General features: G+C 60.4%; 22 protein-coding genes and 1 pseudogene. 16 read left to right on the forward strand and 7 right to left on the reverse strand.

Annotated elements, in window-relative coordinates; genetic code table 11:
• The first annotated feature begins 117 nt into the window (after positions 1–117).
• The 5 genes from ACLQ8T_RS09555 to ACLQ8T_RS09575 are packed head-to-tail and all read left to right on the forward strand — an operon-like array spanning position 118 to position 4660.
• Complete coding sequence (locus tag ACLQ8T_RS09555) at positions 118–807, forward strand: energy-coupling factor ABC transporter ATP-binding protein (protein ID WP_413454515.1); 690 nt, start codon at positions 118–120, stop codon at positions 805–807.
• Positions 804–1409: an energy-coupling factor transporter transmembrane component T family protein gene (locus tag ACLQ8T_RS09560; RefSeq protein ID WP_204722322.1), complete on the forward strand. Its 606-nt coding sequence runs from the start codon at positions 804–806 to the stop codon at positions 1407–1409. Before ACLQ8T_RS09555 ends, ACLQ8T_RS09560 begins: the two co-directional genes overlap by 4 nt.
• A gap of 44 nt (positions 1410–1453) precedes the next feature.
• Positions 1454–2035 carry a biotin transporter BioY gene (locus ACLQ8T_RS09565; RefSeq protein ID WP_413454516.1) on the forward strand — a complete coding sequence of 194 codons (582 nt, stop codon included), beginning with the start codon at positions 1454–1456 and terminating at the stop codon, positions 2033–2035.
• Between the two features lie 4 nt (positions 2036–2039).
• Complete coding sequence (locus tag ACLQ8T_RS09570; RefSeq protein WP_413454517.1) at positions 2040–3482, forward strand: class I adenylate-forming enzyme family protein; 1443 nt, start codon at positions 2040–2042, stop codon at positions 3480–3482.
• The gene (locus ACLQ8T_RS09575) at positions 3479–4660 is read left to right on the forward strand and encodes a thiolase family protein (protein WP_413454518.1); all 1182 of its coding nucleotides are present in this window, start codon (positions 3479–3481) and stop codon (positions 4658–4660) included. Before ACLQ8T_RS09570 ends, ACLQ8T_RS09575 begins: the two co-directional genes overlap by 4 nt.
• Before the next feature lies 1 nt (position 4661).
• Here ACLQ8T_RS09575 and ACLQ8T_RS09580 read toward each other — a convergent pair whose 3' ends face one another.
• Positions 4662–5006, reverse strand: a complete 345-nt coding sequence (locus tag ACLQ8T_RS09580) for a metal-sulfur cluster assembly factor (RefSeq protein ID WP_413454519.1) — start codon at positions 5004–5006, stop codon at positions 4662–4664.
• 205 nt (positions 5007–5211) lie between these two features.
• On the opposite strand from ACLQ8T_RS09580, the pseudogene ACLQ8T_RS09585 reads away from it, so the two are divergent.
• Positions 5212–6566: pseudogene (locus ACLQ8T_RS09585) on the forward strand (integrase core domain-containing protein).
• A gap of 229 nt (positions 6567–6795) precedes the next feature.
• On the opposite strand, the gene ACLQ8T_RS09590 reads toward ACLQ8T_RS09585, so the two are convergent.
• The 5 genes from ACLQ8T_RS09590 to ACLQ8T_RS09610 form a co-directional block, all read right to left on the reverse strand.
• On the reverse strand, positions 6796–7140 hold the full coding sequence (locus tag ACLQ8T_RS09590; protein WP_204722327.1) for a metal-sulfur cluster assembly factor: 345 nt from the start codon (positions 7138–7140) through the stop codon (positions 6796–6798).
• Between the two features lie 10 nt (positions 7141–7150).
• Entirely contained in the window at positions 7151–7909 is a 759-nt protein-coding gene (gene sufC / locus ACLQ8T_RS09595) for a Fe-S cluster assembly ATPase SufC (protein ID WP_038990788.1), read from the reverse strand.
• Between the two features lie 61 nt (positions 7910–7970).
• The gene (sufD, locus tag ACLQ8T_RS09600; RefSeq protein ID WP_413454520.1) at positions 7971–9251 is read right to left on the reverse strand and encodes a Fe-S cluster assembly protein SufD; all 1281 of its coding nucleotides are present in this window, start codon (positions 9249–9251) and stop codon (positions 7971–7973) included.
• Between the two features lie 2 nt (positions 9252–9253).
• Complete coding sequence (gene sufB / locus ACLQ8T_RS09605) at positions 9254–10714, reverse strand: Fe-S cluster assembly protein SufB (RefSeq protein WP_038990787.1); 1461 nt, start codon at positions 10712–10714, stop codon at positions 9254–9256.
• Complete coding sequence (locus tag ACLQ8T_RS09610; protein WP_204722329.1) at positions 10711–11496, reverse strand: helix-turn-helix domain-containing protein; 786 nt, start codon at positions 11494–11496, stop codon at positions 10711–10713. Before ACLQ8T_RS09610 ends, sufB begins: the two co-directional genes overlap by 4 nt.
• Positions 11497–11686: 190 nt before the next feature.
• On the opposite strand from ACLQ8T_RS09610, the gene ACLQ8T_RS09615 reads away from it, so the two are divergent.
• The 3 genes from ACLQ8T_RS09615 to ACLQ8T_RS09625 all read left to right on the forward strand — a co-directional run bounded on the left by ACLQ8T_RS09615 (position 11687) and on the right by ACLQ8T_RS09625 (position 14370).
• Complete coding sequence (locus tag ACLQ8T_RS09615; protein ID WP_204722330.1) at positions 11687–12640, forward strand: ATP-binding cassette domain-containing protein; 954 nt, start codon at positions 11687–11689, stop codon at positions 12638–12640.
• On the forward strand, positions 12637–13401 hold the full coding sequence (locus ACLQ8T_RS09620) for an ABC transporter permease (protein WP_204722331.1): 765 nt from the start codon (positions 12637–12639) through the stop codon (positions 13399–13401). Before ACLQ8T_RS09615 ends, ACLQ8T_RS09620 begins: the two co-directional genes overlap by 4 nt.
• Positions 13402–13494: 93 nt before the next feature.
• Positions 13495–14370, forward strand: coding sequence for a COX15/CtaA family protein (locus ACLQ8T_RS09625; RefSeq protein WP_255314483.1), 876 nt, complete (start codon positions 13495–13497; stop codon positions 14368–14370).
• 811 nt (positions 14371–15181) lie between these two features.
• Here ACLQ8T_RS09625 and ACLQ8T_RS09630 read toward each other — a convergent pair.
• Complete coding sequence (locus ACLQ8T_RS09630) at positions 15182–16129, reverse strand: heme o synthase (RefSeq protein ID WP_052253674.1); 948 nt, start codon at positions 16127–16129, stop codon at positions 15182–15184.
• A gap of 804 nt (positions 16130–16933) precedes the next feature.
• On the opposite strand from ACLQ8T_RS09630, the gene tkt reads away from it, so the two are divergent.
• The 7 genes from tkt to ACLQ8T_RS09665 all read left to right on the forward strand — a co-directional run bounded on the left by tkt (position 16934) and on the right by ACLQ8T_RS09665 (position 26015).
• Complete coding sequence (gene tkt, locus ACLQ8T_RS09635; RefSeq protein WP_204722332.1) at positions 16934–19048, forward strand: transketolase; 2115 nt, start codon at positions 16934–16936, stop codon at positions 19046–19048.
• 18 nt (positions 19049–19066) lie between these two features.
• A complete protein-coding gene (tal, locus tag ACLQ8T_RS09640; RefSeq protein ID WP_204722333.1) occupies positions 19067–20170 on the forward strand; it encodes a transaldolase in 1104 nt (367 codons plus the stop codon).
• Positions 20171–21745, forward strand: a complete 1575-nt coding sequence (locus ACLQ8T_RS09645; RefSeq protein WP_204722334.1) for a glucose-6-phosphate isomerase — start codon at positions 20171–20173, stop codon at positions 21743–21745. It begins immediately after the preceding gene.
• A 7-nt stretch (positions 21746–21752) separates the two neighbouring features.
• Entirely contained in the window at positions 21753–23273 is a 1521-nt protein-coding gene (gene zwf / locus ACLQ8T_RS09650; RefSeq protein WP_204722335.1) for a glucose-6-phosphate dehydrogenase, read from the forward strand.
• Positions 23270–24211, forward strand: coding sequence for a glucose-6-phosphate dehydrogenase assembly protein OpcA (locus ACLQ8T_RS09655; RefSeq protein ID WP_413456400.1), 942 nt, complete (start codon positions 23270–23272; stop codon positions 24209–24211). The genes zwf and ACLQ8T_RS09655 overlap by 4 nt, the downstream gene beginning before the upstream one ends.
• Complete coding sequence (pgl, locus tag ACLQ8T_RS09660; RefSeq protein ID WP_413454521.1) at positions 24201–24941, forward strand: 6-phosphogluconolactonase; 741 nt, start codon at positions 24201–24203, stop codon at positions 24939–24941. The genes ACLQ8T_RS09655 and pgl overlap by 11 nt, the downstream gene beginning before the upstream one ends.
• A gap of 93 nt (positions 24942–25034) precedes the next feature.
• Positions 25035–26015 carry an NAD(P)/FAD-dependent oxidoreductase gene (locus ACLQ8T_RS09665; protein ID WP_413454522.1) on the forward strand — a complete coding sequence of 327 codons (981 nt, stop codon included), beginning with the start codon at positions 25035–25037 and terminating at the stop codon, positions 26013–26015.
• Positions 26016–26023: the final 8 nt, after the last annotated feature.

Below are 26023 nucleotides of genomic sequence, written 5' to 3' on the forward strand. Positions count from 1 at the left end.
ACGGTGATCAAGTATGCTCGTTATCGATGGCACTCCGGTCATCGATAACGCAAGCGTGAACTACTGCCCATTCAACGAATCAGATGTTCAAGCTATGATCCTCGCGCTGGAGCATTCGTGGAACTACCGCCAATACGATTCGAAAACGTCACGGTCAGCTTTGAAGAGCGCGACGTGCTCAAAGATGTCAGCCTTACGCTCAACGAGCAACGCATCGGAATTATCGGGGCAAACGGCGCTGGAAAGAGTACGCTGTCGCGGCTCATCAATGGACTTGTACTGCCTACGCAAGGAGCCGTGTATGTTGGCGAACGGGATACGCAAAAGCATGCAAAGCAAATACGTCGCGATGTGGGTTTCGTCTTTCAGAATCCGGCAAATCAAATCATCATGCCTCTGGTTTCAGAGGACATCGCATTCGGCCTGAAGAATCTGCAGCTACCAAAAGCCGAAAGGCAGAAGCGTGTACACGAGACTCTGTCAGAGCTGAACATCTCTCATCTTGCGGACCGTGAAAGCCACACGCTTTCGGGCGGTGAGCAGCAAATGGTTGCGCTCGCTTCCGTTTTGGCCATGCAGCCTCGAACCATTGTGTTCGATGAACCCACCACGATGCTGGATCTGCGCAACCGCCTTGCCTTCCAACGTGAGATCGCGAAATTGGAGCAACGCGCGATAGTGGTGACGCACGATTTGGATATCCTCGAGGATTTCGACAGAGTCCTCGTTGTCACCGATGGCCGAATCGCATTCGATGGTCGACCTGATGAAGCGATCGCGAATTACCGCCAATGGAGCCACGCATGATCGCTTCCAAAAATTCTTCGTACCTAGCTCGCATAAAACCCGGATGGAAATTCGGAGCCCTATTGGTACTGAGCATCAGCCTTTATTTGATTGACTCGTGGCAACTCTTGTTGCTGTCATTCATACTGAGCATTGTCCTGCTGTTGTCGGCCAAGGTTGGGTTCAAGCAACTGCGCATGCCACTGATGTCGTTGGCCATGATCCTCAGCGTGGTGTTTGTTCTCCTGGGATTGCAAACCGATTGGGGCAATGCCATAGTTTCGGTTCTGCGGCTCCTGACCATGTGCTTGTTTGCGTATTCTGTCAGCCTGACCACAAGCTTCGACGCCATGCTGGAACTGTTCCAGCAGGTTGCATCTCCCCTACGTTTCATCGGGGCGAATCCTGCGCAAATCGCCTTGGGTTTATCCATGACTATTCGCTTCATTCCGGAATTGAAAAAGGTATATCTGGAAGTTCGCGAGGCACAGCATGCTCGTGGCCTGGGCAACAACCCGTTGGCCGTGAGCGTTCCGCTAGTGATCAGGTCACTAAAAATCGCAGACGAAACAGCTGAGGCGCTCGACGCCCGCGGCTACGATTCAGCTCCAAATCAACGCTAGTCCCATGTTTCCTTCACCCCCACTCGCACTGACAAGGAATTGTTATGCCAACGAAAACTGACTCACCATCGCAGACGCGCAACACTGTCTATGTAGCGGTCTTTGCCGCAATGATCGCTGCTATGGGGCTCCTCCCGCCCATAACCCTGGGAATCATCCCTGTGCCGATTACCCTGCAAACTCTCGGTGTCATGCTGGCCGGTGCGTTGCTTGGGCCGTGGCGCGGAGCATTGGCCGCACTTGTGGTAGTTGTCCTGTCATTGGCAGGATTGCCCCTGTTATCTGGTGGGCGCGGAGGGCTCGGCGTCCTCTTCGGGCCGACCGGAGGTTACCTCGTTGGATGGATTTTCGGCGCCCTCGTTATCGGAGCACTCTTCAAATACTGGGTCCTGCGCAATGAAAATAACGGTGTCCGATTCGTGACCGGACTGATATCGGTACTCCTCGGGGGCGTCGTTGTCATCTACTTGTTCGGAGTTCCGTGGACCGCGGCTACTACCGGGCTTGGTCTGGGAACTTCGCTGCTGGGCTCGCTCGGCTTCCTGCCAGGGGACGTCTTCAAGGCTGTCGTGACGACATTGGTGGCATTGACCGTGCATCGCAGCTACCGCGGGTTGATGGGCTAGTTCCGTGGAACTGTGGCAGTCGCTGGCGAGGTGGGCCGACCAACAACCGGATCACCTTGCCGTGCTGACTCCTGGAAGACAGTTGACCTACGGGCAACTGAAGAGGAGAAGCTGCGCCATCGCCCGGCAACTGGATTCATTGCCGAGCACTCGCATCGGGGTGAGTACCAGCGACCCGATAGAAATGGCCATCGCCTTCTACGCGATCGCAGCCAGTGGCAAAACGTTGGTTGTGATTGACCCCGCGTGGCCCGAGAACTTGGCAATCACGATGGCAGCGAGCCTTCACTGCAACTACGTGATTACATCTCCCAATTCGACGACATTGCCCGGTATATCGAGCCTCACGGCAATTCCAGAGTCGCCGGCGGACGGCGACTACGTCGCGTCCGCGGAAAACTTATCCAGTTCCCGCGACTTGCTCGTCATATGCACTTCGGGAAGCTCATCGAGGCCCAAACCTGTAGTCCGGACGGTTGGCTCCTGGGAAGAATCCTTGAGTGCAGGTTCCCGAATCCTGGGCGCTTCGCTCGATCAGGCCACGCTCTGCCCGGGTCCAATATCCCATGGCCTGGGACTGTACGCGATGGTCGAATCCGTTCATTCTGGCGGCACATTCTTGGCTACCGGAAAATGGGATCTGAACGGCGTGAGGTCCTTGCTCTCTAAGTCCAGTTGCACCCGCATTGTCAGTGTCCCGACAATTCTCACGAGGCTGCTTGAGCTGGCCAAACCGACCACGCTGTCCAACCTGCAAGTGGTTGTCAGTGGCGACGAGGCGCTGCACCAGGAAACAGTACAATTGCTTCACAAGATCGCCCCTCTGGCACGTTGCGTTGAATACTTCGGAAGCAGCGAACACAGCCTCATCGCCTATCGCGAACGCAAACCCGACCAGCCCGCATCACCATATTTCGAAGGCCAGTTGTTTCCAGGAGTTCGGGCACACATCCATGGCAAAGATTCTGCTACCGGTTTCGGCCTGCTCTATATCGATAGCCCTTTCAATGCCAAAGGCTACGATGCCAGCTCGGAAGCGTCCATTTCCCGATGCGGCAAGTCGATCGGCATCGGAGATCGTGCGATGCTGGCGTCGGGTTCAGCCCGCGTCGTGCTCGCTCGCCGCAACGACGAGATGATGAATCTCAACGGCAACAATATCCACCCCGGTGAAGTCAGCGCAGCACTGAAATCCGTCGGACTGCCCAACGCCATCGTACGACTAGATGAATCGGGTCCTGAACCCCAAATGGTGGCGTACACCGTTTCGCCACCACGCAGTCGGTCCACGCTTGTCTCCGGCCTCGGGCAACATTTGTCGCGATACAAGATCCCTCACCGGATTACATACCTGAGATCGTGGCCGGAAACCTTCAGCGGCAAATTGAATACCGCGGCGTTGAATGACCAGGACTTGGACATCGAACGGAGCGACTGGCTCAGATGAACAAGGCATACATCATTGACGCGGCACGTACCCCGATCGTCAGGGCAGGCAAAGAATTCTCCCGGGTTGGTGCTGATCATCTGCTTGCGCAGGTGATCAATACGCTATTGGGACGAACCGGAATTTCTCCTGCTCAAGTCGACCATGTGTTTGCAGGAAACGCGGCTGGTCCGGGAGGAAATATTGCCCGCGTGTCTGCGTTGGCATCGGTACTGCCGAACACTGTCGGCGCGACTAGCATAGATGCCCAATGCGCTAGTGGATTGGACGCCATTGCAGCCGGTGCCCGAATGATCCGCTGCGGTGAAGCCCATATTGTTGTGGCAGGCGGAGTGGAGTCCGTGAGCACCGCTCCGTGGCGCGTCGAAAAGCAATCATCCGTTGTCGATCCGCCAAGGCTATACTCGCGTGCGCGATTCACCCCGGCTCCCGATCCAGATCCCGACATGGGCGTTGCCGCGGAAGCCATCGCCCAGTCCAAGGCGATTACCCAGGAACGTCAAGACGAGTTCGCTTTGCGCAGCCATCGACGTGCCCTGCGCGCTCAATCTGCCGGACTCTTCGCGGATGAGCTCGTTTCCATCGGCACGAGTAGCGGACGAATCGAGTCTGACACCTGCCCCAGGTCTGGGCTGACACTCCGAAAGCTCGCAGCGCTCAAGCCCGCCTTCGTACCCGGTGGCACGGTCACGGCGGGAAACTCCTGCCCGATCAATGACGGGGCGGCCGCGGTGATCTTGGTCAGCGGACAAATGCGCCGGGCACTGAAAGCAAACTTTGCACTGCGATATCTGGCCTCAGCGCACGGTGCTTGCGATCCCGAGATTCTCGGAATGGCGGCAGTGCCGGCTTACCGAAAGCTGATCAGTCTCTTGCCGTCTGCCACCGCATCCAATACTCACCTCGTTGAATTCAATGAAGCCTTTGCAGTTCAGGCGCTCGCGTGCCTCGATGAATTGGGAATTCCAGAGCAAAACGTGAATCTCAATGGCGGAGCCTTGGCCTTGGGCCATCCATATGGTGCCAGCGGCGCAATTCTGACGACACGCTTGTTTTGGCAGTCGCAGCAGGCCCAAATGGGTGGCCAGCGGGCCATCGCCCTCATGGCTGCTGCCGGTGGAACCGGAAGCGCCCTTGCATTCGAGTCAACCCTCCATCTGGATTCGAATGACTGTTGAGTTAGATATTGAACCCTAGCGCTCTCATCTGATCCCGACCATCATCGGTAATGCGCTCCGGACCCCACGGCGGCGTCCAAACCCAAGTCAGATTATGATTATCGACGAGATCTTTCAGTGTTTCATCGATCTGCGCTTCAAGAATATCGGTCAGCGGGCACGCAGGAGTTGTCAATGTCAGGTCAATTTCCAGAACAGAGTCGTCGCCAAAACGCAGCCCGTAGAGCAGGCCCAAATCAACGATATCGACACCCAGCTCGGGGTCAATCACGTCCTTGAGCGCCTCTTCAATTTCTCCTAGCGGTCGTCCTGCGTAGGTACTTGCATCTGTTGCTGTTCCAGTCATACCGAACACCTAATTTCCCCAAAGGTACTCCTTATTTAATTAAACGCTGTTTTCTCTCAGGACATCGGTAACAGTTCTGCTTCAGGACATCGGTAACACTTCAACATTTAAAGTGGTGACACTTCTCCCCGGGATTTAACGCCCCGAAGGACACAGCCCGCCTACCGGCCTCTCGGCCAGCACGCGGGCTGATGAACTGGAAAGTGTGAAAAATGATCCAGTCAACTCGACAATACGCTTAGCCATCGCCCGATGGCCACAAGACGCTCCCAGAGGCGCGGTCACCGCCTTCTGCACGGAACACGAAATTAGCCGCAAGACTTTCTACCAAATCCGCAAACGAGCCCAAACCGAAGGCCAAGCAGCAGCCCTGGAACCCCGCTCCCGACGGCCGAAAAAAGCGCCTACCGCAACAAACGAAGCCGTCAAGGACCAAGCGGTCGCAATGCGCAAGGCATTGCAAACCTCGGGCCGGGATCACAGACCGATCAGCGTGCACGATCACATGAAGAAGCCGGGTATGCCCACGGTATCGATCTCGGCACTGGCCCGGATCTTCTCCGAACGAGGCCTGGTTACCCCAGCCCGCAGAAGCGTCCGCGCTCCTCCTACCGGTCCTTCCGCTATCCGATGCCCAATTCCTGCTGGCATCTGGACGCCACCGAATACGTGCTGGAAGGAGGACGCAAATGCGTGATCTTCCAGCTGATCGATGACCATTCCCGGCCGGCGGTCGCTCCATTGGCCGCCAAGACCGAGAACGGCCAAGATGCAGTGAAGGTCTTCCGCAAAGGCATCGAATCGTGCGGCGTGCCGCAAAGACTGCTCACCGATAATGGTGATGCGCTGAACCCCATCCGCCGTGCCGTGCTGAGCGAGCTGGTCGCTTACGCCAACAGTCTGGGCATCGCGACGATCACTGGCAAACCCCACAAGCCCACCACCCAGGGCAAGAACGAACGGCTTCATTCAACCTTGTTCAAATGGCTGAAAAAGCAGCCGTTCGCCACCGATCTAGCACAGTTGCAGGCGCAGCTGGATGTCTTCGACCATGCCTATAACACCCAACGCGGGCACCAGTCCCTGGAAGATCGGATGACTCCACAAGAAGCGTGGGATGCAACGCCCGCAGCTGAGCCGCTGGAGCTTGGGCAATGGAAGGAACTGAGCACGAAACCAGGACCGAGCCAGGCTCAAGTAGCTCTTGGCGTCCAAGCCGGAAGTGAGCGCGTGGCCCGGCAGCTGGCTGCTGCACGAACCCCTCCAGAGCCGGCTAAGCTCAGCGCCACGCTGCGTTCTGAACTCATGGGCGAGAGCGGAAGTCACGTGCTGCGAGCCAATAAGAACCGCTGCCTGCGGGTTGCCGGGGTTGAAATTTATCTGGGCAAGCTACTGCGCTCCACAGTGGTAAATGTGGTTTGGGACCCGACAGACTTGATGGTGCTGAGCATGGAGGGTGAACTGGTCGCGAAATTCGATTACCCGTTCCCGCAGGGCCTGAAGTATTTGAGTTTGAAGCATGCCACGGAGAAGTTCCAAAACATGCCTGACCCGGTCTGATCTGTTACCGATGTCCTGAGACACCGAGTGTTACCGATGTCCTCGGACAGAAGTGTCACCGGTGTCTTGAGACATCACATATTTAATTAAACGCAACTTTACGCACGTTTTTCTGATTTTTCGACCCATTCAGCAGGATGCTCAGGGCACATACAGGAGAGGCTCAGCATTAAGGAACAAAACCGCGTAACCTTTCGGTGATACGCGGTTCTGTTCTTTTCAGCCGTGATTAGATGTTGAAGCCCAGGGCTCGCATCTGATCTCGACCGTCATCGGTGATTCGTTCTGGACCCCAAGGCGGCATCCAGACCCAGTTCAGACGGTGATCGTCTACAACGCTCTCCAACGCCTTGGCAACCTGCTCTTCGATGATATCGGTGAGCGGGCAGGCGGCGGTGGTCAACGTGAGGTCCAGCAAAAGCACACCGTCGTCAGCGTACTTCAGGCCATACAGCAAACCCAGGTCGACAATGTTGACACCCAATTCCGGGTCAATGACGTCCTTGAGCGCTTCCTCAACGTCTTCCAGAGGAGTCGTAGCGGCTCCCGTGCTCTGTTCGGTCGCTTCGCTCATGACTGTACCCTTAGGCCTTGACGTTCAGGTAACGGTCGTAGCCTTCTTCTTCCAGACGGTCAGCCAGCTCTGGGCCGCCCTCTTCGGCTACCTTGCCGTCAACGAACACGTGCACGAACTCTGGCTTGATGTAGCGCAGAATGCGGGTGTAGTGGGTGATCAGCAGGGTGCCCATCTCGTTCTCGGCCTGCGCGCGGTTGACGCCCTCGGAGACAACCTTCAGAGCGTCGACATCCAGGCCTGAGTCGGTCTCGTCCAGCACTGCGAACTTAGGCTTGAACAGTTCCAGCTGCAGGATTTCGACACGCTTCTTCTCACCACCGGAGAAGCCTTCGTTCACGTTGCGCTGCGCGAAGTCGGCATCGATCTTCAGCTTGGTCATCGCTTCCTTGACGTCCTTGGTCCAGGTACGCAGCTTAGGAGCTTCGCCGTCGATTGCGGTTTTTGCGGTACGCAGGAAGTTGGTCATGGTTACGCCTGGCACCTCGACCGGGTACTGCATAGCCAGGAACAGTCCAGCCTTTGCACGCTCGTCAACGCTCATCTCCAGGACATCTTCACCGTCGAGGGTGATGGAGCCGGAGGTGACGTTGTAGCGCGGGTGGCCAGCGATGGTCGATGCCAGGGTCGACTTGCCCGAGCCGTTGGGGCCCATGATTGCGTGGGTTTCGCCGGTCTTGATGGTCAGGGTTACACCCTTGAGAATTTCCTTCTCGCCCTGCTCGGTGTCAATCGAGACGTGCAGGTCCTTGATTTCCAGAGTAGACATACGTCGTTCCGTTTCTTTCTAAAAAGCGCTAAGGCTAAAAAGCTGGTGAAGCAGGCACTAACTAGTTGCTAGTTGCAGCCAATTCTTCTTCGATGGTTTCGGTCAGACGCTCCTGCAGAGCCTCATCGCCAATCTGCTGAACAATTTCGTTCAGGAATCCGCGCACTACCAGGCGGCGAGCGGTCTTTTCATCGATACCGCGAGCCATCAGGTAGAAGAGGTGCTCGTCGTCGAAGCGGCCGGTGGTCGATGCGTGGCCAGCACCATCGATCAAGCCGGTTTCGATTTCCAGGTTTGGAACCGAATCGGCGCGGGCGCCATCGGTCAGAACCAGGTTGCGGTTTGCTTCGTAGGAGTCGGTGCCGACAGCAGCCTTCTGGATCAGCACATCGCCAACCCAGACGGTGTGCGCGTCCTTGCCCTGCAATGCACCCTTGTACAACACGTTCGACTTGCAGTTGGCCACAGCGTGGTCCACGAACAGGCGGTGCTCCAGGTGCTGGCCGGCATCAGCGAAGTACAGGCCGTACAGCTCGATCTCAGCGCGTTCGCCGGTGAAGCGGGCCGATGGGTTCACACGAACCAGATCGCCACCGAAGGACACGGCGATGTGCTTGAAGGAAGCGCCAGCTGCAACCAGTGCCTGCTGCGAGGACGCGTGGACTGCGTCATCTTCCCAAGCCTGCAGCGAGATCACGGTCAGACGTGCGTTGGCCTGGACGTCGAACTCGACGTTCTGGGCCAGCACTGCCGAACCTACGTGATCCAGCACGACGGTAGCTTCGGAGTTCTCCTCGGCGACAACGATCACGTGCTGAGCCGCTGCTGACAGCGACTCGCCGGTGATGCGCAGAGTTGCCTTGGCACCCTCGGCATTCTTCGGGATGGTAACCACGTGGGTCTCGGAAGCGTACTTCCAGGCGTTTGCCGACACGCGGTCATCCGGGGTGTGCGCAACGCCGTTCAGGGCATCGTCAGCTGCAACAACCGACAGCTTGGCGATGTCGTTGCCGGTCAGCTCGATCTTCGGAGCTGCGCCGGTGAGCTCATCGGCATGCAGGCCCTTGAGGCGCTTGAGCGGAGTGAAGCGCCAGTCCTCTTCACGGCCGGTCAGCTTGGCGAAATCATCAACGTTGGTGCTGGTCAGTCGACCAGCACGCGACGAATCCGGAACGCCAACGCCGCCGCCATGGCTGTGCGCCTTGGTGGAGGCGCCAGCCAGCGGCGAGCCGCCGTTGTCGTTGATCGGCGAAAGGTCTTCGCCCTCTTCGGTGAAACCAGGAATCGATGGTGCGCCGATGCGCGCCTTCTCTTCTGGGATATGGGTGGTGGTCTCCGACATTCTTAGCCGACCGATCCTTCCATCTGAAGTTCAATAAGGCGGTTCAGTTCCAGCGCGTACTCCATTGGCAGCTCGCGTGCAATTGGCTCGACGAAGCCGCGCACGATCATTGCCATGGCCTCGTCCTCGGCCAGGCCGCGGGACTGCAGGTAGAACAGCTGTTCCTCGGACACGCGCGAAACCGTTGCCTCGTGGCCCATGGTCACGTCGTCCTCGCGGACGTCGATGTATGGGTAGGTATCCGAACGCGAGATCTGGTCAACCAGCAATGCGTCGCAGACCACCGAGTTCTTGGTGCCCTTGGCGCCTTCCTGGACCTGTACCAGGCCGCGGTAGGCCGAACGGCCGCCATTGCGGGCTACCGACTTGGCAACAATTGCCGAGGAGGTGTTCGGTGCAATGTGGACCATCTTGGATCCGGTGTCCTGGTGCTGGCCTTCACCGGCGAAGGCGATGGACAGGGTCTCGCCCTTGGCGTGCTCGCCCACCAGGTAGACAGCCGGGTACTTCATGGTGACCTTTGAGCCGATGTTGCCATCGACCCATTCCATGGTGGCGCCTTCTTCACAGATAGCACGCTTGGTCACCAGGTTGTACACGTTGTTGGACCAGTTCTGGATCGTCGTGTAGCGAACGCGGGCGTTCTTCTTCACGATGATTTCCACAACAGCCGAGTGCAGCGAGTCCGACTGGTAGATCGGCGCGGTGCAACCCTCGATGTAGTGGACGTACGAGCCCTCATCGGCGATGATCAGGGTACGTTCGAACTGGCCCATGTTTTCCGTGTTGATACGGAAGTAAGCCTGCAGCGGGATTTCCACGTGGACGCCCTTCGGGACGTACACGAACGAGCCGCCGGACCATACGGCGGTGTTCAGCGAAGCGAACTTGTTGTCGCCTGCTGGAATGACCGAGCCGAAGTACTCCTGGAAAATCTCCGGGTGTTCCTTCAGACCGGTATCGGTGTCAAGGAAGATGACGCCCTGTGCTTCAAGATCCTCACGCAGCTGGTGGTAGACGACCTCGGACTCGTACTGGGCGGCAACACCGGAAACCAGGCGCTGCTTTTCAGCCTCGGGGATGCCCAGTTTGTCGTAGGTGTTCTTGATGTCTTCTGGAAGATCTTCCCACGAGGTTGCCTGCTTCTCGGTGGAACGCACGAAGTACTTGATGTTGTCGAAATCAATACCCGAGAGGTCTGGACCCCAGGTAGGCATTGGCTTGCGATCGAAGTACTTCAGCGCCTTCTGGCGACGCTCCAGCATCCATTCTGGCTCGGACTTCAGGGCAGAAATATTCGCCACTACGTCCTTGTCAACGCCACGGCGCGCATTTGCACCCGCGTCGTTCTTATCTGACCAGCCGTACTCGTAATTGCCGATTCCGTGGAGTTCGGGGTTCTTCTCCAGAATCTCGGAAATTACACCCGGGTCGGCAGACTCCTGTGCAATCTGATCCGTCATCGCGGCCTCTCCTGCTTCGTGAACTGAATTCGAGTTCTCTTCTCGGCGCGCATTGGCGCCTTTTCACGCCCCACAGGGATGTGGGTCGTGCACACGTGTCCTCCGCCGGCCAGTGTCGACAGTCGTCGAACGTCGACGCCCAGCAAGCGGGCGAACATTTCAGTTTCCATGTCGCAAAACACCGGAAACTCTCGTGCCAAGTCTTGTATCGGGCAGTGCCCCTGGCATAGCTGCACGCTATGCATCAGAGCAGATGCCACTTTGGTATCCACTTTTCGGGTGTATCCGACGAATCCATCGGCACTGAGCAGGTTGCCCAACACTTCGGCTCGTGCTTCCAAACCTTCAACGCCGACCAGTGCTTTGGCGTACCGCTGCTCCATGGATGCGAATCGATTACGCGCAAACTTGCGAATCGCGTCCTCGCCAGCCGCATCCCCGAGCATCTTCAATGCATCGGAAGCGATCTCCAAGTAGTCGTTTCCCAGCTTCGTCTGACCGCGGTGCGAAAGCACGTAGCGGCGAGACGGGCGTCCAGCACCGGTCTTCTGGTTGGCTACCAGTTTTACCTCGACGAGTCCCGATTTCGAGAGCGCGTCCAGGTGGCGGCGGACCGCAGCAGGCGTGAAGCCCAGTTTGTTTCCAAGCTCGGCGGCACTGACCGGTCCGTCCTCTAATACTGCGTATAGGACGCGGTCACGCGTGCGCTCCTCGGTATCCCCAACTGCGCCAACCGTCGCGGCAGCGGAGCCACTAGCTGATTCTGAATTTGATGAATACACAACACAATCATGCGTAAATTTTTACTCTAGGTCTAGTAAGGAAGGACTTACTAAGGGCAAGCTAGCCCGACTAGGGCGTTGCCTGCCTCAAACCTCTTGCACTCCCATTGTCTCGCCCCCTCAAGCGGAACTCGAGGCTTGGTGACCAACCACTCAACTCAGCCAGTTCGACATGTCGTAGAATGTTCTAGTGTCTTCTGTATCCCCCAGCCTCGTCATCAACGAGCTGGCCAAAGATTTAGGTCCAGTCCCCGCCTTGGACAATCGCATGCTGCGAGTCCTGGAGTCGGTGTCCCTAAAAGCTTTTCCCGGTCAGGTCACCACGCTTTTAGGAGCTAACGGAGCCGGCAAGTCCACGACTCTGTCCTGTGCCCAGGGGCTGCTTCAGCCCGAAGGCGGCACAGTCGAACTCCTGGGCCAGAATCCCTTCGGCGACAACCCCGAATTGCGCTCCCGCGTCGGCGTCATGCTCCAGGACGGCGGTTTGCCTCCGTCAATGCGCCCGATTCCGCTCTTGCGGCATGTCGCATCCCTCTATCAGAAGCCCATTGACATTGATACGCTAATCACACGCCTTGATCTCGAGTCATTCGGCACCCGCACGATCCGGCGCCTATCCGGCGGCCAGAAACAGCGCGTCGCATTGGCAGTCGCGTTGGCCGGAGATCCGGAAGTGCTTTTCCTCGATGAGCCAAGCGCCGGATTGGACCCGCAGTCGCGCCAGGTGGTTTTCGACCTCATTGCCGAACTTCGCGATGCTGGCAAGGCCATCATCTTGACGACCCATCTCATGGACGACGCACAACGCCTCAGCGACTATGTCTACATCATCGACAAGGGCAGTACCGTGGCGCAGGGCACCGTTGCAGAGCTGACTGCCCGCGCTGCAGAAGACCAGGACACCCGCCCGGTCTCCTTCTCGGCCCCAGCTGGCCTGCGGCTGCCTGAACCGCCAGCAGGATTGCGTCTGCAAGAAACCGCCTCCGGCCAGTACCGCCTCGACGGGGTCAACTCCCCCGAACACTTGAATTGGCTCACGCAGTGGTGGCTGAAGGAAAGCATCTTGCCAATCGAGCTTAATCTCCAGTCTCGAAGCCTCGAAGACGTTTTCCTCGAAATCGCGATCAAGGAGGAAAAAGCATGAGCCAAGCACTCACGCGCTCCAATGCCGCCTCGCCACTGCGCAGAATCCTGAACCAAGGCAGATACGAATCCATCCAGATGCTCAGCAATGGCGAGCAACTCATTCTCGCTGTTGTCATGCCGCTCATTGCGCTGTTCGTGCTTACCCTCACCGATCTCGTCAATGACGTGGCCGACCGAAGCATTGATGCAGCTGTACCCGGCGTGCTCGCCCTGTGCGTCATTTCAACGGCTTTCACCGGACAGGGAATCGGGACAGGTTTTGACCGCCGCTACGGCGTGCTGACCATGTTCTCAACGACCCCATTGGGAAAAACCGGACTGATTTTCGGCAAAGTCATTGCAGTGCTGTCCGTCTTGTTGATCCAGGTCGTCTTGATCTGCTCAGTCGCGCTGCTGTTCCTGGATTGGCATCCGAACCCCTGGGGAATCCTCCCGGGCATCCTCTTCCTGCTCTTGGGTGTAGCGGCGTTTACCGCGCTGGGCCTGCTCATTGCTGGCACCGTTCGCCCTGAAGCGACGTTGGCCATCACCAACCTTGCCTGGATCCTGCTGGCCGGCGCCGGCGGTGTCCTGTATCCATTGAGCATGGCCCCAGATTGGGCACAGCCGACGCTGAATGCACTGCCTTCGGCAGCGCTGGGCGATGCCTTACGCGATGCCCTCATCCATGGCCAGTTCAGCATCGCTGGACTGATCTTCTTGATCCTTTGGGCAGCAGCCGGCTCCTTTGCAGCCATCAAGCTGTTCAAATGGAGCTAACCACCACTCAATTCCAAGAGGGAGATTTCCTTGACTTCAGTCCAAGCCAAACAGAGCTGGGCCGATAAGTTGCCCACGAAGGTAAACCGCCTCGTGCATGGTCTGGCGATCGCATCCTTGATCTCGCAGATTGGCATTATCGTCACCGGAGGGGCCGTAAGGCTTACCGAGTCGGGACTCGGTTGCTCTCATTGGCCCAACTGCGTCCCCGGCTCGATGACTCCTGTTCCGGAAATGGGTATCCACGGCATCATCGAGTTCGGCAACCGCCTGCTGACCTTCGTCCTGCTGGTTATCGCCGTTGCTTTCCTGGTCTCCATCTGGAAGATGCGCCCGACGCACCGTACCTTGTACAAACTGGCCGTCGGCTTGCTCGCCGGCATCGCACTTCAGGCCCTTGTCGGCGCCATCACCGTATGGACTGGCCTGAATGCCTGGGTTGTGTCGGTGCATTTCCTGATTTCCGGGGCTCTGGTCATCATGGCCACGTTCCAGGTCAACCGTACGGCCAAGGAACTGAAAAGCCGGGAGATTCCGCGGAGCACCAAGTCCATCGGCCAGATTTCATTTGCCGCATGGATCTTCTCGCTGCTCGCTGTCGCGTTCGGAACTGTCGTAACTGGCACCGGACCGCACGCCGGTGATGCCGATGCTCCTCGTCACCTGTTCGATCCACTGTTCGTGACCCGGCTGCACACAGCTCCGGTGTACTTGCTGGTCGCCGCCACCGTTGTTGTTCTCATCCTGGCCTACAAGCAGGGCGGAAACAGCCAGCTTCGCAACGCCATTTGGTGGCTCGTGGCCGCTATCGCGATTCAGGCAGCGATCGGATACATCCAGCACTTCAATGGCCTGCCGGTTGCCCTGGTTCTCTCTCACATGCTCGGCGCCAGCTTGTTGCTCTCAGCTTCTGCCAACGTCTGGGACCGGGCCGCTATCCTTCCGGGATACAGGGTCATCGCTTCATAGCATTCTGCGTAAACGGTTCGGGGGTTGCCCTGCACTCAAAGTGCACGGCAACCCCCGAATCGCTTTAACCAGCTTCTTGTTGTTCCGGGGTCTACGACCCCATCAATCCAGTGAGTCCTATAGGTAGGCAGCTCCGCTCAGCAAACGACCCGCACCCAAGATCTCCGCCATCGAAAGCAAGCTGGTGCCCCTGGCAATTCGAATCAGCTTGCAACTGCATTCTCGCTTCATCAAACCGGCAACCGCACGCCATCCTCGACTTGCTGCTCCCGTCCTTCTTTTTCACAGCGCTCTGCTGCCAAAGCCTCGCCGTCTTCGATAACCTATACCGCTACCCTGACCTTGCCACATTTCTCGCCTGATAGCTTGATGGACTTCAGAGAAATCTCGTGCCTCTGGCGGTGAGTTCATCGAGCGGCGGGTATCCAGCAATCCGCTGTTGATCATTGCCGCAATCAAAGAATACGAGCTCCCGCAACGGAGTTATCCTCCAGGAGATCAAAGGTTTCAGCAAGTTCCGTGCCGCATTCATCACTGTCCGTTTTGGAACCGAGCGCGTAGAGGTCGGCAGCACCCAAGTGAATGGCGGGTAATGACATCTTTGGTGCTGGACAGGCACAACCGGGAGTTGCGTCGCCTAAGCCAGAATTATCAAAGGACCCAGTTTCTGCTCCGGTTGAACGAATGGCCCTGATGCATCCAATACTCTAGAGACCGGCGTGCATAAGCTAAAGAAAAGCGCCTTGCTTGGAATCCAAACGAATTTGGGTTTCAAGCAAGGCGCTTGTGAAGCTTCGTTGCGGAGTTGAACTCAACCGAACAACGGGCTGCCCACGAACGGATCAATGGCCAATGCCAAGAACACGATCGACAAGTAGGTGATGGAGATGTGGAAGACCTTCATGGCCTTGCGGTTGATCTCAGCCGGCTTGTGGTCGTTCTGCGCCTCGCGGTAAAGCACGTGAGACTCGTAGACGAACCACAAACCTGCGCCGCCCGCGATTGCGGTATACACGATGCCGGCGCCGCCCAGTGGAACCAACAGCATCGAGCAAACGACGGTGGCCCAGGCATAGAGCACGACCTGCACCGAAACGCGGCGGGCGTTGGCGATCGCGCCAAGCATTGGCACCGAAGCCGCGTTGTAGTCATCCGCGTACTTCATGGACAGCGGCCAGTAATGGGGCGGTGTCCAGAGGAAGATCACCAGGAAGAGGATGATCGCTGGCCACTCAATTGTGTTGGTCACTGCAGCCCAAGCAATCAGTACAGGCATGCAGCCGGCGATGCCACCCCACACAATATTCTGAGCCGTCCGGCGCTTGAGGATCAAAGTGTAGAACACCACGTAGAGCAGAATGGCCGCCAGGCCCAACGCGGTCGTCAGCGGATTCGTGCCAACCCAGAGAATCACCAAGGATGCGATTGCCAGAGCCCAAGAGAAGACCAAGGCTTCCTTCGGGGTCAGGTCACCAGTCACCAAAGGGCGCCCCTTGGTACGCTTCATCAACTTGTCCATATCGCGATCGATATAGCAGTTGAATGCTCCGGATGCGCCCGCGGCCATAGCTCCACCAACGAGGGTGGAAATCATCAGCCAGACGGAAGGAAAGCCCCGCTCGGCGAAGATCATGGTCGGAAGGGTGCTCACTAGCAGCAACTCGATAACGCGAGGCTTCGTCAACGCCACATACGCGTTGGCCTTGCGCTTCAGAAAGTCGCCGGCAGTTTCATCAGGCTGACGTGATGCGCGTGGCACTGATGCTCCGGCGACACTTTGAGTCTTCAATTAAACGCACTCAGTTCTTCACGGGTACAAGACAGACACATTCATTCTACGCTGGATAGAAATTGATTGAAACTCCCCACGGAGAGGATCACATTCAAAAAAGGTGATTTGGCTCAATTGTTTAAATAGCTGCAATGCCCAAACCGGCTACGCACCAAGCGCCGCACCCGATGGGCGCTCTGATCGATCTCCGGCGTTCCAATCGGCTATCCGGGCTGACCCTTCAATCAAAACTGCGTTTACCTCCAGTTCAGCAGGCGGGGGCCAAGAGCCCCGCCCGTTCACGCACCGGCCACTTGCACAGGCGGCAACCTCTGAGGCAGCGGCCACAGGACCTTGGCCTTTAATAGACGTCAGATATTCTTGGCACCCACAAGATCAGGACAAATTCCACAAGCGGTAAGCAACCTGGAAACAAGATTAATTTTTGTACACCTCTCCAGAACAACGCGTCAGCAACTCCGGGTAGACAGCCATCCGGGACACACCTGCAACGACCTGTACACCATTGCGCAGAATGACTGAGCGCTTGGCTCAGGCCAAGGCATGAAAGGTCACATCGGATCGCGCCCCTGCGCAAACCGAATAATTATGTGTCATCTTGCTAAATCCAGCGCCCGAAGACGCCGTTTCGCGATAGAGTTGACGATGATTGCGCCGTCGCGACCTGCATTCCTCTAACTTAAGCAATATCGGAGGCATGGGGAGGCGACGGCGTATTGCGTGTCAGCGGGAGGCATCTCCCGTCCAAGCCTGAATGGAAGGAACGCCGCTGTGGCGACTGAATCCTTAGTAGAAGAATTCTCACTGACCGAGTTGGATCGTAAGGCCATCGACACCACCCGTGTCCTGGCAGCCGACGCCGTCGAAAAAGTTGGCAATGGCCACCCCGGTACCGCAATGAGCTTGGCTCCGGCCGCCTACTTGATTTTCCAGAAGCACCTGCGCCATGATCCGAAGGATCCTAACTGGATCGGCCGCGACCGCTTCGTGCTCTCCCCCGGACACACCTCGCTGACTTTGTACCTGCAGCTGTTCCTCTCCGGCTACGGCTTGGAGATGGAAGACATCGAAGCACTACGTACCTGGGGCGCCAAGACCCCGGGCCACCCTGAGTTCGGCCACACCGCCGGCGTTGAGATTACCACCGGCCCACTGGGCCAGGGCCTGGCCTCCGCCGTTGGCTTCGCCTACTCCCAGCGCCGCATGCGTGGCCTGCTGGATCCTGCCGCCGAAGCCGGCACCAGCCCATTCGACCACACCGTGTACGTCATCGCTTCCGATGGCGACCTGCAGGAGGGCGTCACCTCCGAGGCTTCCTCGTTGGCCGGCCACCAGGAACTGGGCAACCTTGTTGTGATCTACGATGACAACAAGATCTCCATCGAGAACGACACCGACATCGCCTTCACCGAAGACGTGCTGGGCCGCTACGCGTCCTACGGCTGGCACACCCAGCGCGTTGACTGGACCGTCACCGGCGAATACGTCGAGGACATGGCTGCACTGGATGCAGCAATCCGCGCAGCCAAGGCCGAAACCTCGCGCCCATCGATCATCTCGCTGCGCACCATCATCGGCTGGCCTTCGCCAACCAAGCAGAACACCGGCGGCATCCACGGCTCCAAGCTGGGTGCCGAGGAAGTTGCCGGCCTGAAGAAGGTTCTGGGCTTCGACCCGGAGAAGAACTTCCAGATCGAAGATGACGTGCTGGCTCACGCCCGCGAGATCGTCACCCGCGGTGCGCAGCTGCACGCCTCGTGGAACGAGACATTCAACGCCTGGAAATCTGCAAACCCGGAAGAGGCCGCCCTGCTGGAGCGGCTGCAGGCTGGCGAGCTGCCAGAAGGCTGGACCGAGAAGCTTCCTGTCTTCGAGCCTGGTTCCACCATGGCCACCCGCGCCGCGTCGGGCAAGGTCATCAACGCGATCGCCGATGAGCTGCCAGAACTCTGGGGCGGCTCCGCCGACCTGGCCGGTTCGAACAACACCACCATCGAGACCGCGAAGTCCTTCGCTCCCGAGCGCCGCTCCACCGATTCCTGGTCGGCCAGCCCGTACGGCCGTGTGCTGCACTTCGGCATCCGCGAGCACGCCGCCGCGTCGATCGTCAACGGCATCGTGCTCTCCAGCCCGACCCGCGCGTTCTCCGGCACCTTCCTGATCTTCTCCGACTACCAGCGTCCGGCCATCCGCTTGGCCGCACTGATGGGCGTCCCGTCGATCTTCGTATGGACCCACGACTCCATCGGCCTGGGCGAAGACGGCCCGACCCACCAGCCAGTGGAGCAGCTCGCTAGCCTGCGCATCATCCCGAACTTCGATGTGGTCCGCCCAGCGGATGCCAACGAGGTCGCCTACGCATGGCGCGGCATGCTGCAATTGACCGATACCCCATCGGGCATCGTGCTTTCCCGCCAGAACCTGCCAATCTACGACCGCGCGGCCACCGGCTTCCGCGGCGCAGAAGGCACCCTGAAGGGCGGCTACATCCTGGCCGAAGCCGTCCGCGACGGCGCAGAGACCACCCCGGATGTCATCTTGCTGGCTACCGGTTCCGAGGTTGAGCTGGCCGTTGAGGCCCGTGAAGCACTGGCAGCCAAGAACATCGCTGCCCGCGTGGTATCCCTGCCTTCGCTGGAATGGTTCGCCAAGCAGGATGCTGCCTACCGCGAAGAGGTCCTGCCCGCTGCGATCACCGCCCGCGTTTCGGTTGAAGCCGGCGTGGCCCAGGGCTGGCGCGAGCTGGTCGGCGCGCACGGCGAAATCATTTCGCTGGATCACTTCGGCGCTTCCGCCGATTACAAGAAGCTGTACTCGGAATTCGGCATCACCACCGAGGCAGTGATCGCTGCCGCCGAAACCTCCATCAACAACGCTGCCAAGTAAGGAACTGAAGTACATATCATGAGCAACCCGAATACTCAGGCCCTGTCCGACGCGGGCGTCTCCATCTGGCTGGACGATCTTTCGCGCGAGCGGTTGACCAGCGGCTCGCTGGCCAAGCTGATCGAGGAGAAGAACGTCGTCGGCGTCACCACCAACCCTGCGATCTTCGCCGCGTCGCTGTCCAAGGCAGAGGTGTACGGCGAGGCGATCGCCGAGCAGAAGCACCGCTCCGTCGAGGATGCGATCACGGAAATCACCAGCGACGACGTGGCAGCGGCCTGCGACCTGTTCAAGGGCATCTACGAGTCCTCCAACGGCTTCGACGGCCGCGTGTCCATCGAGGTCGACCCCCGCCTGGCGCACGAGACCGCACCGACCATCGCCCAGGCGAAGGCGCTGTACGAGCGCGTGAACCGCGAAAACGTGCTGATCAAGATCCCTGCCACCATCGAGGGCCTGGAAGCCATCACTGAAACCATTGCCGCCGGCATTTCGGTGAACGTGACCCTGATCTTCTCGCTGGAACGCTACCGCGAGGTCATCAACGCCTACCTGCTGGGCCTGGAGAAGGCCCACGCCGCCGGCCTGGACCTGTCCAAGATCCACTCGGTCGCGTCCTTCTTCGTCTCCCGCGTGGACACCGAGATCGACAAGCGCCTGGATGCCATCGGCACCGACGCGGCAGCGGCCGTGCGCGGGCAGGCCGGCGTGGCCAACGCCCGTCTGGCCTACCAGGTCTTCGAGGAGTCCTTCGCTTCGGCCCGCTACGAGGTGCTTAGCGCCGCCGGCGCCAACGTCCAGCGCCCGCTGTGGGCTTCGACCGGCGTAAAGGATCCTGCCTACCCATCGACCCTGTACGTTACCGAACTGGTCGCCCCGCAGACGGTGAACACCATGCCGGAGAAGACTCTGGACGCCACCGCGACCGAAGCCGAGATCCGCGGCAACGCAATCGCCGGCGGCTACGATGCCGCCAACCGCGTGCTGGACAAGCTCGCCGCCCTGGGCATCGACTACAACGAGGTCGTGAACCTGCTTGAGGTCGAGGGCGTGCAGAAGTTCGACGTCGCCTGGAACGAGCTGCTCGAAGACATGGCTGTTGCGCTGAAGGGAGCCAAATAGATGGAACTTGGTCTGGTAACTTCCGGCGAGGCCCTGGCCTCCGTCGACGCGTTGCTTCCGAAGCTGATCGAAGCGAAGATCGGCAGCCGCATCGCCGCCCAGGACCCAACCATTTGGGGTCCTGAGGCAGAAGCTGAATCAGCCATCCGCCTCGGTTGGGTCAGTCCCTTCGAGGCCGCAGGCAAGCTGATCCCGCAGATCCTGGATCTGCGCGACGAGCTGCAAGAAGAGGGCCTGACCCGCATCGTGCTGTGCGGCATGGGCGGCTCGTCCCTGGCTCCTGAAGTCATCGCGGCCCACGACGAGGTTGACCTGGTCATCTGCGACACCACCGACCCGTCGATGGTCAAGCAGATCGTGGAAACCGACCTGGAGCGCACCGTTGTGGTCGTATCTTCCAAGTCCGGCTCCACCGTTGAGACCGACTCCCAGCGCCGGGCATTCACCGCGGCATTCCAGGCAGCCGGCATCGATCCAGCCACCCGCCTCGTGCTGGTGACCGATCCGGGTTCGCCCATGGACAATCCTGAAGGCGTTCGCGCGGTCTTCAACGCCGACCCGAACGTCGGCGGCCGCTACTCGGCACTGACCGCCTTCGGCCTGGTTCCTTCGGGCCTGGCCGGTGCCGACATCGAAGCCCTGGTTGAAGAATCCGGACTGATCAATGACGTCTTGGCTTCGGACGACGAGGACAACCTGGCGCTGCACCTGGGGGCTGCCATGGCCACCGCAGGCCGCGACAAGCTGCTGATCGCCTGCGTCGGCGACGCACTGCCAGGCTTCGGCGATTGGGCTGAGCAGCTCATCGCTGAATCCACCGGCAAGGACGGCAAGGGAGTCCTCCCGGTAGCCGCCCACGTCGACGCGCCAGAGCTGAAGAACCTGCTTGCCGATGTCGTGCCGCTGTTCGTCTATGACGAACTGCCAGAAGAGATCGACGAGGAAACTACCGGAGTGCACTTCAGCGCGCCGCTGGGCACCGCGTTCATGATCTTCGAGTACGCCACCGCGGTAGCCGGCTACCTGCTGGGCATCAGCCCATTCGACCAGCCGGATGTCGAAGCCGCGAAGGTCGCAGCCCGCTCGATGCTGGAGGCCCCGGCCGCCGCCGAGCCGGATGCAGTCGACGGCTCGGTGCAGTTGTTCGGCACCACCGCGAGCACCCTGGATGCCGCGTTGGCCGAGCTGACCGCCAAGCTGCCTGAGGACGGCTACTTCGCTATCCAGGCGTACCTGAACCGCACTGCGGATCAGGAGCTTGCCGCGCTGCGTGATCTGCTGGCTGAAAAGACCGGCCGTCCGGTCACTTTCGGCTGGGGCCCGCGCTTCTTGCACTCCACCGGCCAATACCACAAGGGCGGCCCGGCACAGGGTGTGTTCTTGCAGGTCACCGCGGACCACAAGGAAGACCTTGAGATCCCGGAACGTCCGTACACCTTCGGCGGCCTGATCACCGCCCAGGCGATCGGCGACGGCGCGGTGCTGGCCGACGCCGAGCACAACCGTCCGGTGCTGCGCGTGAACCTCACTGACCGCGCGGCGGGAATCGCTGCCCTGCTAAAGGCAGCGAAGTAAGGCACGAATGAGCAATCCACTACGCGACGCCCGCGACCGGCGGCTTAGCCGCATTGCCGGTCCGGGCGCGCTGGTGTTCTTCGGAATCACCGGCGACCTTGCCCGCAAGAAGCTCATGCCAGCGGTCTACGACCTGGCTAACCGCGGACTGCTTCCCCCGAACTTCGCTATCGTCGGCTTCGGCCGCCGCGACTGGACGGCGCAGGACTTCGCCGCCCAGGCCCGCGAATGGATCCTGGCCAGCGCCCGCACCCCCTTCAACGAAACAGTTTTCGCCCAGCTGGCGGCCGGCATGCGATTCATCTCCGGTGCTTTCGACGATGACGACGCCTACAAGAAGCTCGCCGAGACCCTCGACGAGCTGGCGGAGTCCCGTTCCACCGGCCGCAACCATGCTTTCTACCTCTCGATCCCGCCAAGCTGGTTCGAGGTCGTCTGCCAGAAGCTCTCGGAGCACAAGCTGGCCCAGGACAAGAACCCCGGCTGGGAACGCGTGGTCATCGAGAAGCCCTTCGGCCACGATCTGGCCAGCGCGCGCGAGCTGAACTCCATCGTCGAGTCGGTGTTCCCGCCGGATGCGGTGTTCCGCATCGACCACTACCTGGGCAAGGAAACGGTGCAGAACCTGCTGGCGCTGCGCTTCGGCAACCAGATGTTCGAGCCGCTGTGGAACAACAAGTACGTGGACCACGTGCAGATCACCATGGCCGAGGACATCGGCATCGGCGGCCGGGCCAGCTACTACGACGGTGTGGGCGCCGCCCGCGACGTCATCCAGAACCACCTGCTCCAGCTGCTGGCGCTGACTGCCATGGAGGAGCCCATCTCCTTCGACGCCGACCACCTGCGCAGCGAGAAGGAAAAGGTGCTCACCGCGGTGAAGCTGCCCGAGGACCTGGGGGCGGCCAGCGCCCGCGGCCAGTACACCTCCGGCTGGCAGGGCGCCGAAGAGGTCGTCGGCTTCCTCGACGAGGAGGGCTTCAACCCGAAGTCCAAGACCGAGACCTATGCCGCGGTCAAGCTGGAGATCAACACCCGCCGCTGGTCCGGCGTACCGTTCTACCTGCGTGCCGGCAAGCGCCTGGGCCGGCGCGTCACCGAGATCGCGGTGGTGTTCAAGAAGGCCCCGAACCTGCTGTTCACCGACCATGAGGACGACGAGTTCGGCCAGAACGCCTTCGTGATCCGCGTGCAGCCCGATGAGGGCGCGACCATCCGCTTCTCCTCCAAGGTGCCCGGCACCCAGATGGAGATCCGCGACGTGACGATGGACTTCGGCTACGGCAACGCCTTCACCGAGTCCTCCCCCGAAGCCTATGAACGGCTGATCCTCGACGTGCTGCTCGGCGAACCGCCGTTGTTCCCGCGCCACGAGGAAGTCGAGCAGTCCTGGCGCATCCTGGATCCTTTCGAGGAGTACTGGGCCTCGCTGCCCACCCAGCCGGATCCCTACGCTCCGGGCTCTTGGGGACCTGAAAGCAGCGACGAGCTGATGGCGAAGGATGGAAGGACGTGGCGACGACCATGATGATCGATCTTCCGAACACCACCACCTCCAAGGTGGCCAAGAAGCTGATCTCCTCGCGCCGCACCCACGGCGTGGTGGCGCTGTCCCGCGTGCTGACCCTGGTGGTCATCACCCACGAGGGCTTCGCCGAGAACGCGATCGAGGCGGCGAACCTGGCCAGCCGCGAGCACCCCTGCCGGATCATCGTGGTGGTGCGCGGCAACAAGTCCGAGTCCAACCGCCTGGACGTGCAGATCCGCGTGGGCGGGGACGCCGGCGCCTCCGAAGTGATCGTGATGCGCACCTACGGCCCGGATGTCGTGGCCGACGAGGCGCTGATCTCCGCCCTGCTGCTGCCCGATGCACCGATCGTGGCCTGGTGGCCGCACGGAGTGCCGCAGGACCCTGCCGGCACCGCGCTGGGCAAGCTGGCGCACCGCAGGATCACCGATTCGGCTGAAACCGAAGATCCCACGGCCGCACTGTTCAGCCGCATTGCCACCTACCGGGCCGGCGATACCGACCTGGCGTGGACCCGGCTGACCCTGTGGCGTGCCCAGCTGGCCAGCATCATCGACCTGATCGGCACCGATGGGCTGAACGGCATCACGGTGAAGGGGTCGGATAATTCTCCGTCCACCACCTTGCTGGCAGCCTGGCTGACCATGTGCCTGGACGTGCCGGTGACCATCGCCGCGGACAAGTCCAACGGCGGGCTATCGAGCGTGCGGCTGGCTCGTGAAGCCGGCGACGTCGAGCTCTCGCGGCCTTCCGGGGCCGTCGCGCACCTCTACCTGCCAGGTTCCGCCCCGCAGCGCATCTCCTTGCCGCGCCGTTCGGTGGCCGAATGCCTGGCCGAGGAAATGCGCCGCCTGGATGCCGACGAGGTCTTCGGCGACGTCATCACGAAGGGCCTGGCCTTGACCAACCTGAGGAGCATCAGATCCAGTGATCGCTAGGCAGATTCTCATCCACGAGGATGCACAGGCTACCGCCCACGCCATCGCCGCCCGGCTGATCACCACGATCGCCGATGCGCTGGCGGCCCGCGGTGTCGCCCATGTGGTGGTCACCGGCGGTTCGCTGGGCATCGCCGCCTTGGAAGCAGTCGCGGCCAACCCCGCCAAGATCTCGGTCAATTGGTCGCAGGTGCACTTCTGGTGGGGCGACGAGCGTTTCGTCGCCTCCGATTCAGCTGACCGCAATGTGCGCCAGGCGGCCGCCCTGTTCGAGGCGCTGGACACCCTGGGGCTGGACCGGGCCACCGTGCACGCCATGGGCGCCAGCGACCAGTACGAGACAGCAGAGCAGGCCGCCGCAGCCTACGCCCGCCAGCTGGCCGAGGAAGCCGGAGAAGGCGCGCTGAATCCGGCCTTCGATGTGCTGATGCTCGGCATGGGCCCGGACTCGCATGTCGCTTCGCTCTTCCCCAACCACACCCGGTCGGATGAGTCAGGAGTCATCGCAGTCCACGGCTCCCCCAAGCCGCCGGCGGACCGCGTCACGCTCACCATGGGCACGATCAACACCGCCAAGGAGGTGTGGCTGCTCGTGGCCGGCGCCGAGAAGGCCCCGGCACTGGCCGCCGCGCAGCACGAGGTCAACGAGGTTGCCGTCCCTGCTTCGGCTGTGCACGGCACCGAAGCTACCCGTTGGATCATCGACCGCGCCGCGGCCACCTTGCTCTAGCCAACAGCTAATCGCCGGTGCCGCGATCCTGCCGATGGCGGGCTCGCGGCACCGGCCTTCGCTTTTCCAGCACCACCTGCCCGAGAGGATTCCATGCTTTCCGCACCGCTGCCCGAAGCCGCGCAGCCCCGCAAGGTCACCGTAATCGGTGCCGGGGTCATCGGCCTGTCCACCGCCCACGAGCTGGCCGCCGCCGGTCACGAGGTCACCGTGATCGCAGACCAGCAGCCGCAGCAGACGGTCTCCTCGGTGGCCGCCGCCATATGGTTCCCCTACCATTCGGAGAACTCCGAAGCTGCCGACCTGCTGCTCGCCCGTTCCCTGGCACGCTTCGAGCAGCTGTCGGGCATCGCCGAAACCGGCATCGATCTGCGTTACGGGCTCAATCTGGAGGGCTCGGCGGACGAAGACCGCTCCTGGGCGAAGATCGTCACCAACGCCGCCGAAGCCCCGGCAGAAGCCATCCCGCCGATTGCGGCCGCCGGAATGCATGCCACGGTTCCGGTGATCACCATGCCCACCTACCTGTCCTGGCTGCAAGCACAGACCGCGGCCTTGGGCGTGCAGTTCATCTGGCGCACGGTCCATTCCTTCGACGAGCTGCAGGACGATGCCGACGTCGTCGTGCTGGCAGCCGGCCTGCGAGGCGGCGAGCTCACCGGCGACGACCAGAGCGTCTACCCCATCCGCGGCCAGGTGATCCGCCTGGCCAACACCGCAGGACTGTCCGACTGGCTCTGCTATGACGAGCATCCGCAAGGAGTCAGCTACATCATTCCGCGCCGCGATGACATCATCGTTGGCGGTACCGACGTGGACCACGATTTCAACCTCGAAGCTGACCCGCAGACCGCCACCGAGATGCTCAGCCGCGCGATCGGCCTCGTCCCAGAACTGGAAGGCTGCGAGATCCTGGAGCACAAGGTGGGGCTGCGCCCGGCACGCGAGGCGATCCGTCTGGAGCGCATCGAGGGGCATGCGGTGCCCGTCATTGCCGCCTACGGCCATGGAGGCGCCGGCGTGACCCTGTCCTGGGGCACCGCCGAACGCGTCGTGGAATTGCTGCACAACTAGCAACGCCA

Source organism: Glutamicibacter sp. FR1, assembly GCF_047300825.1.
Classification (GTDB): Bacteria; Actinomycetota; Actinomycetes; order Actinomycetales; family Micrococcaceae; genus Glutamicibacter; species Glutamicibacter nicotianae.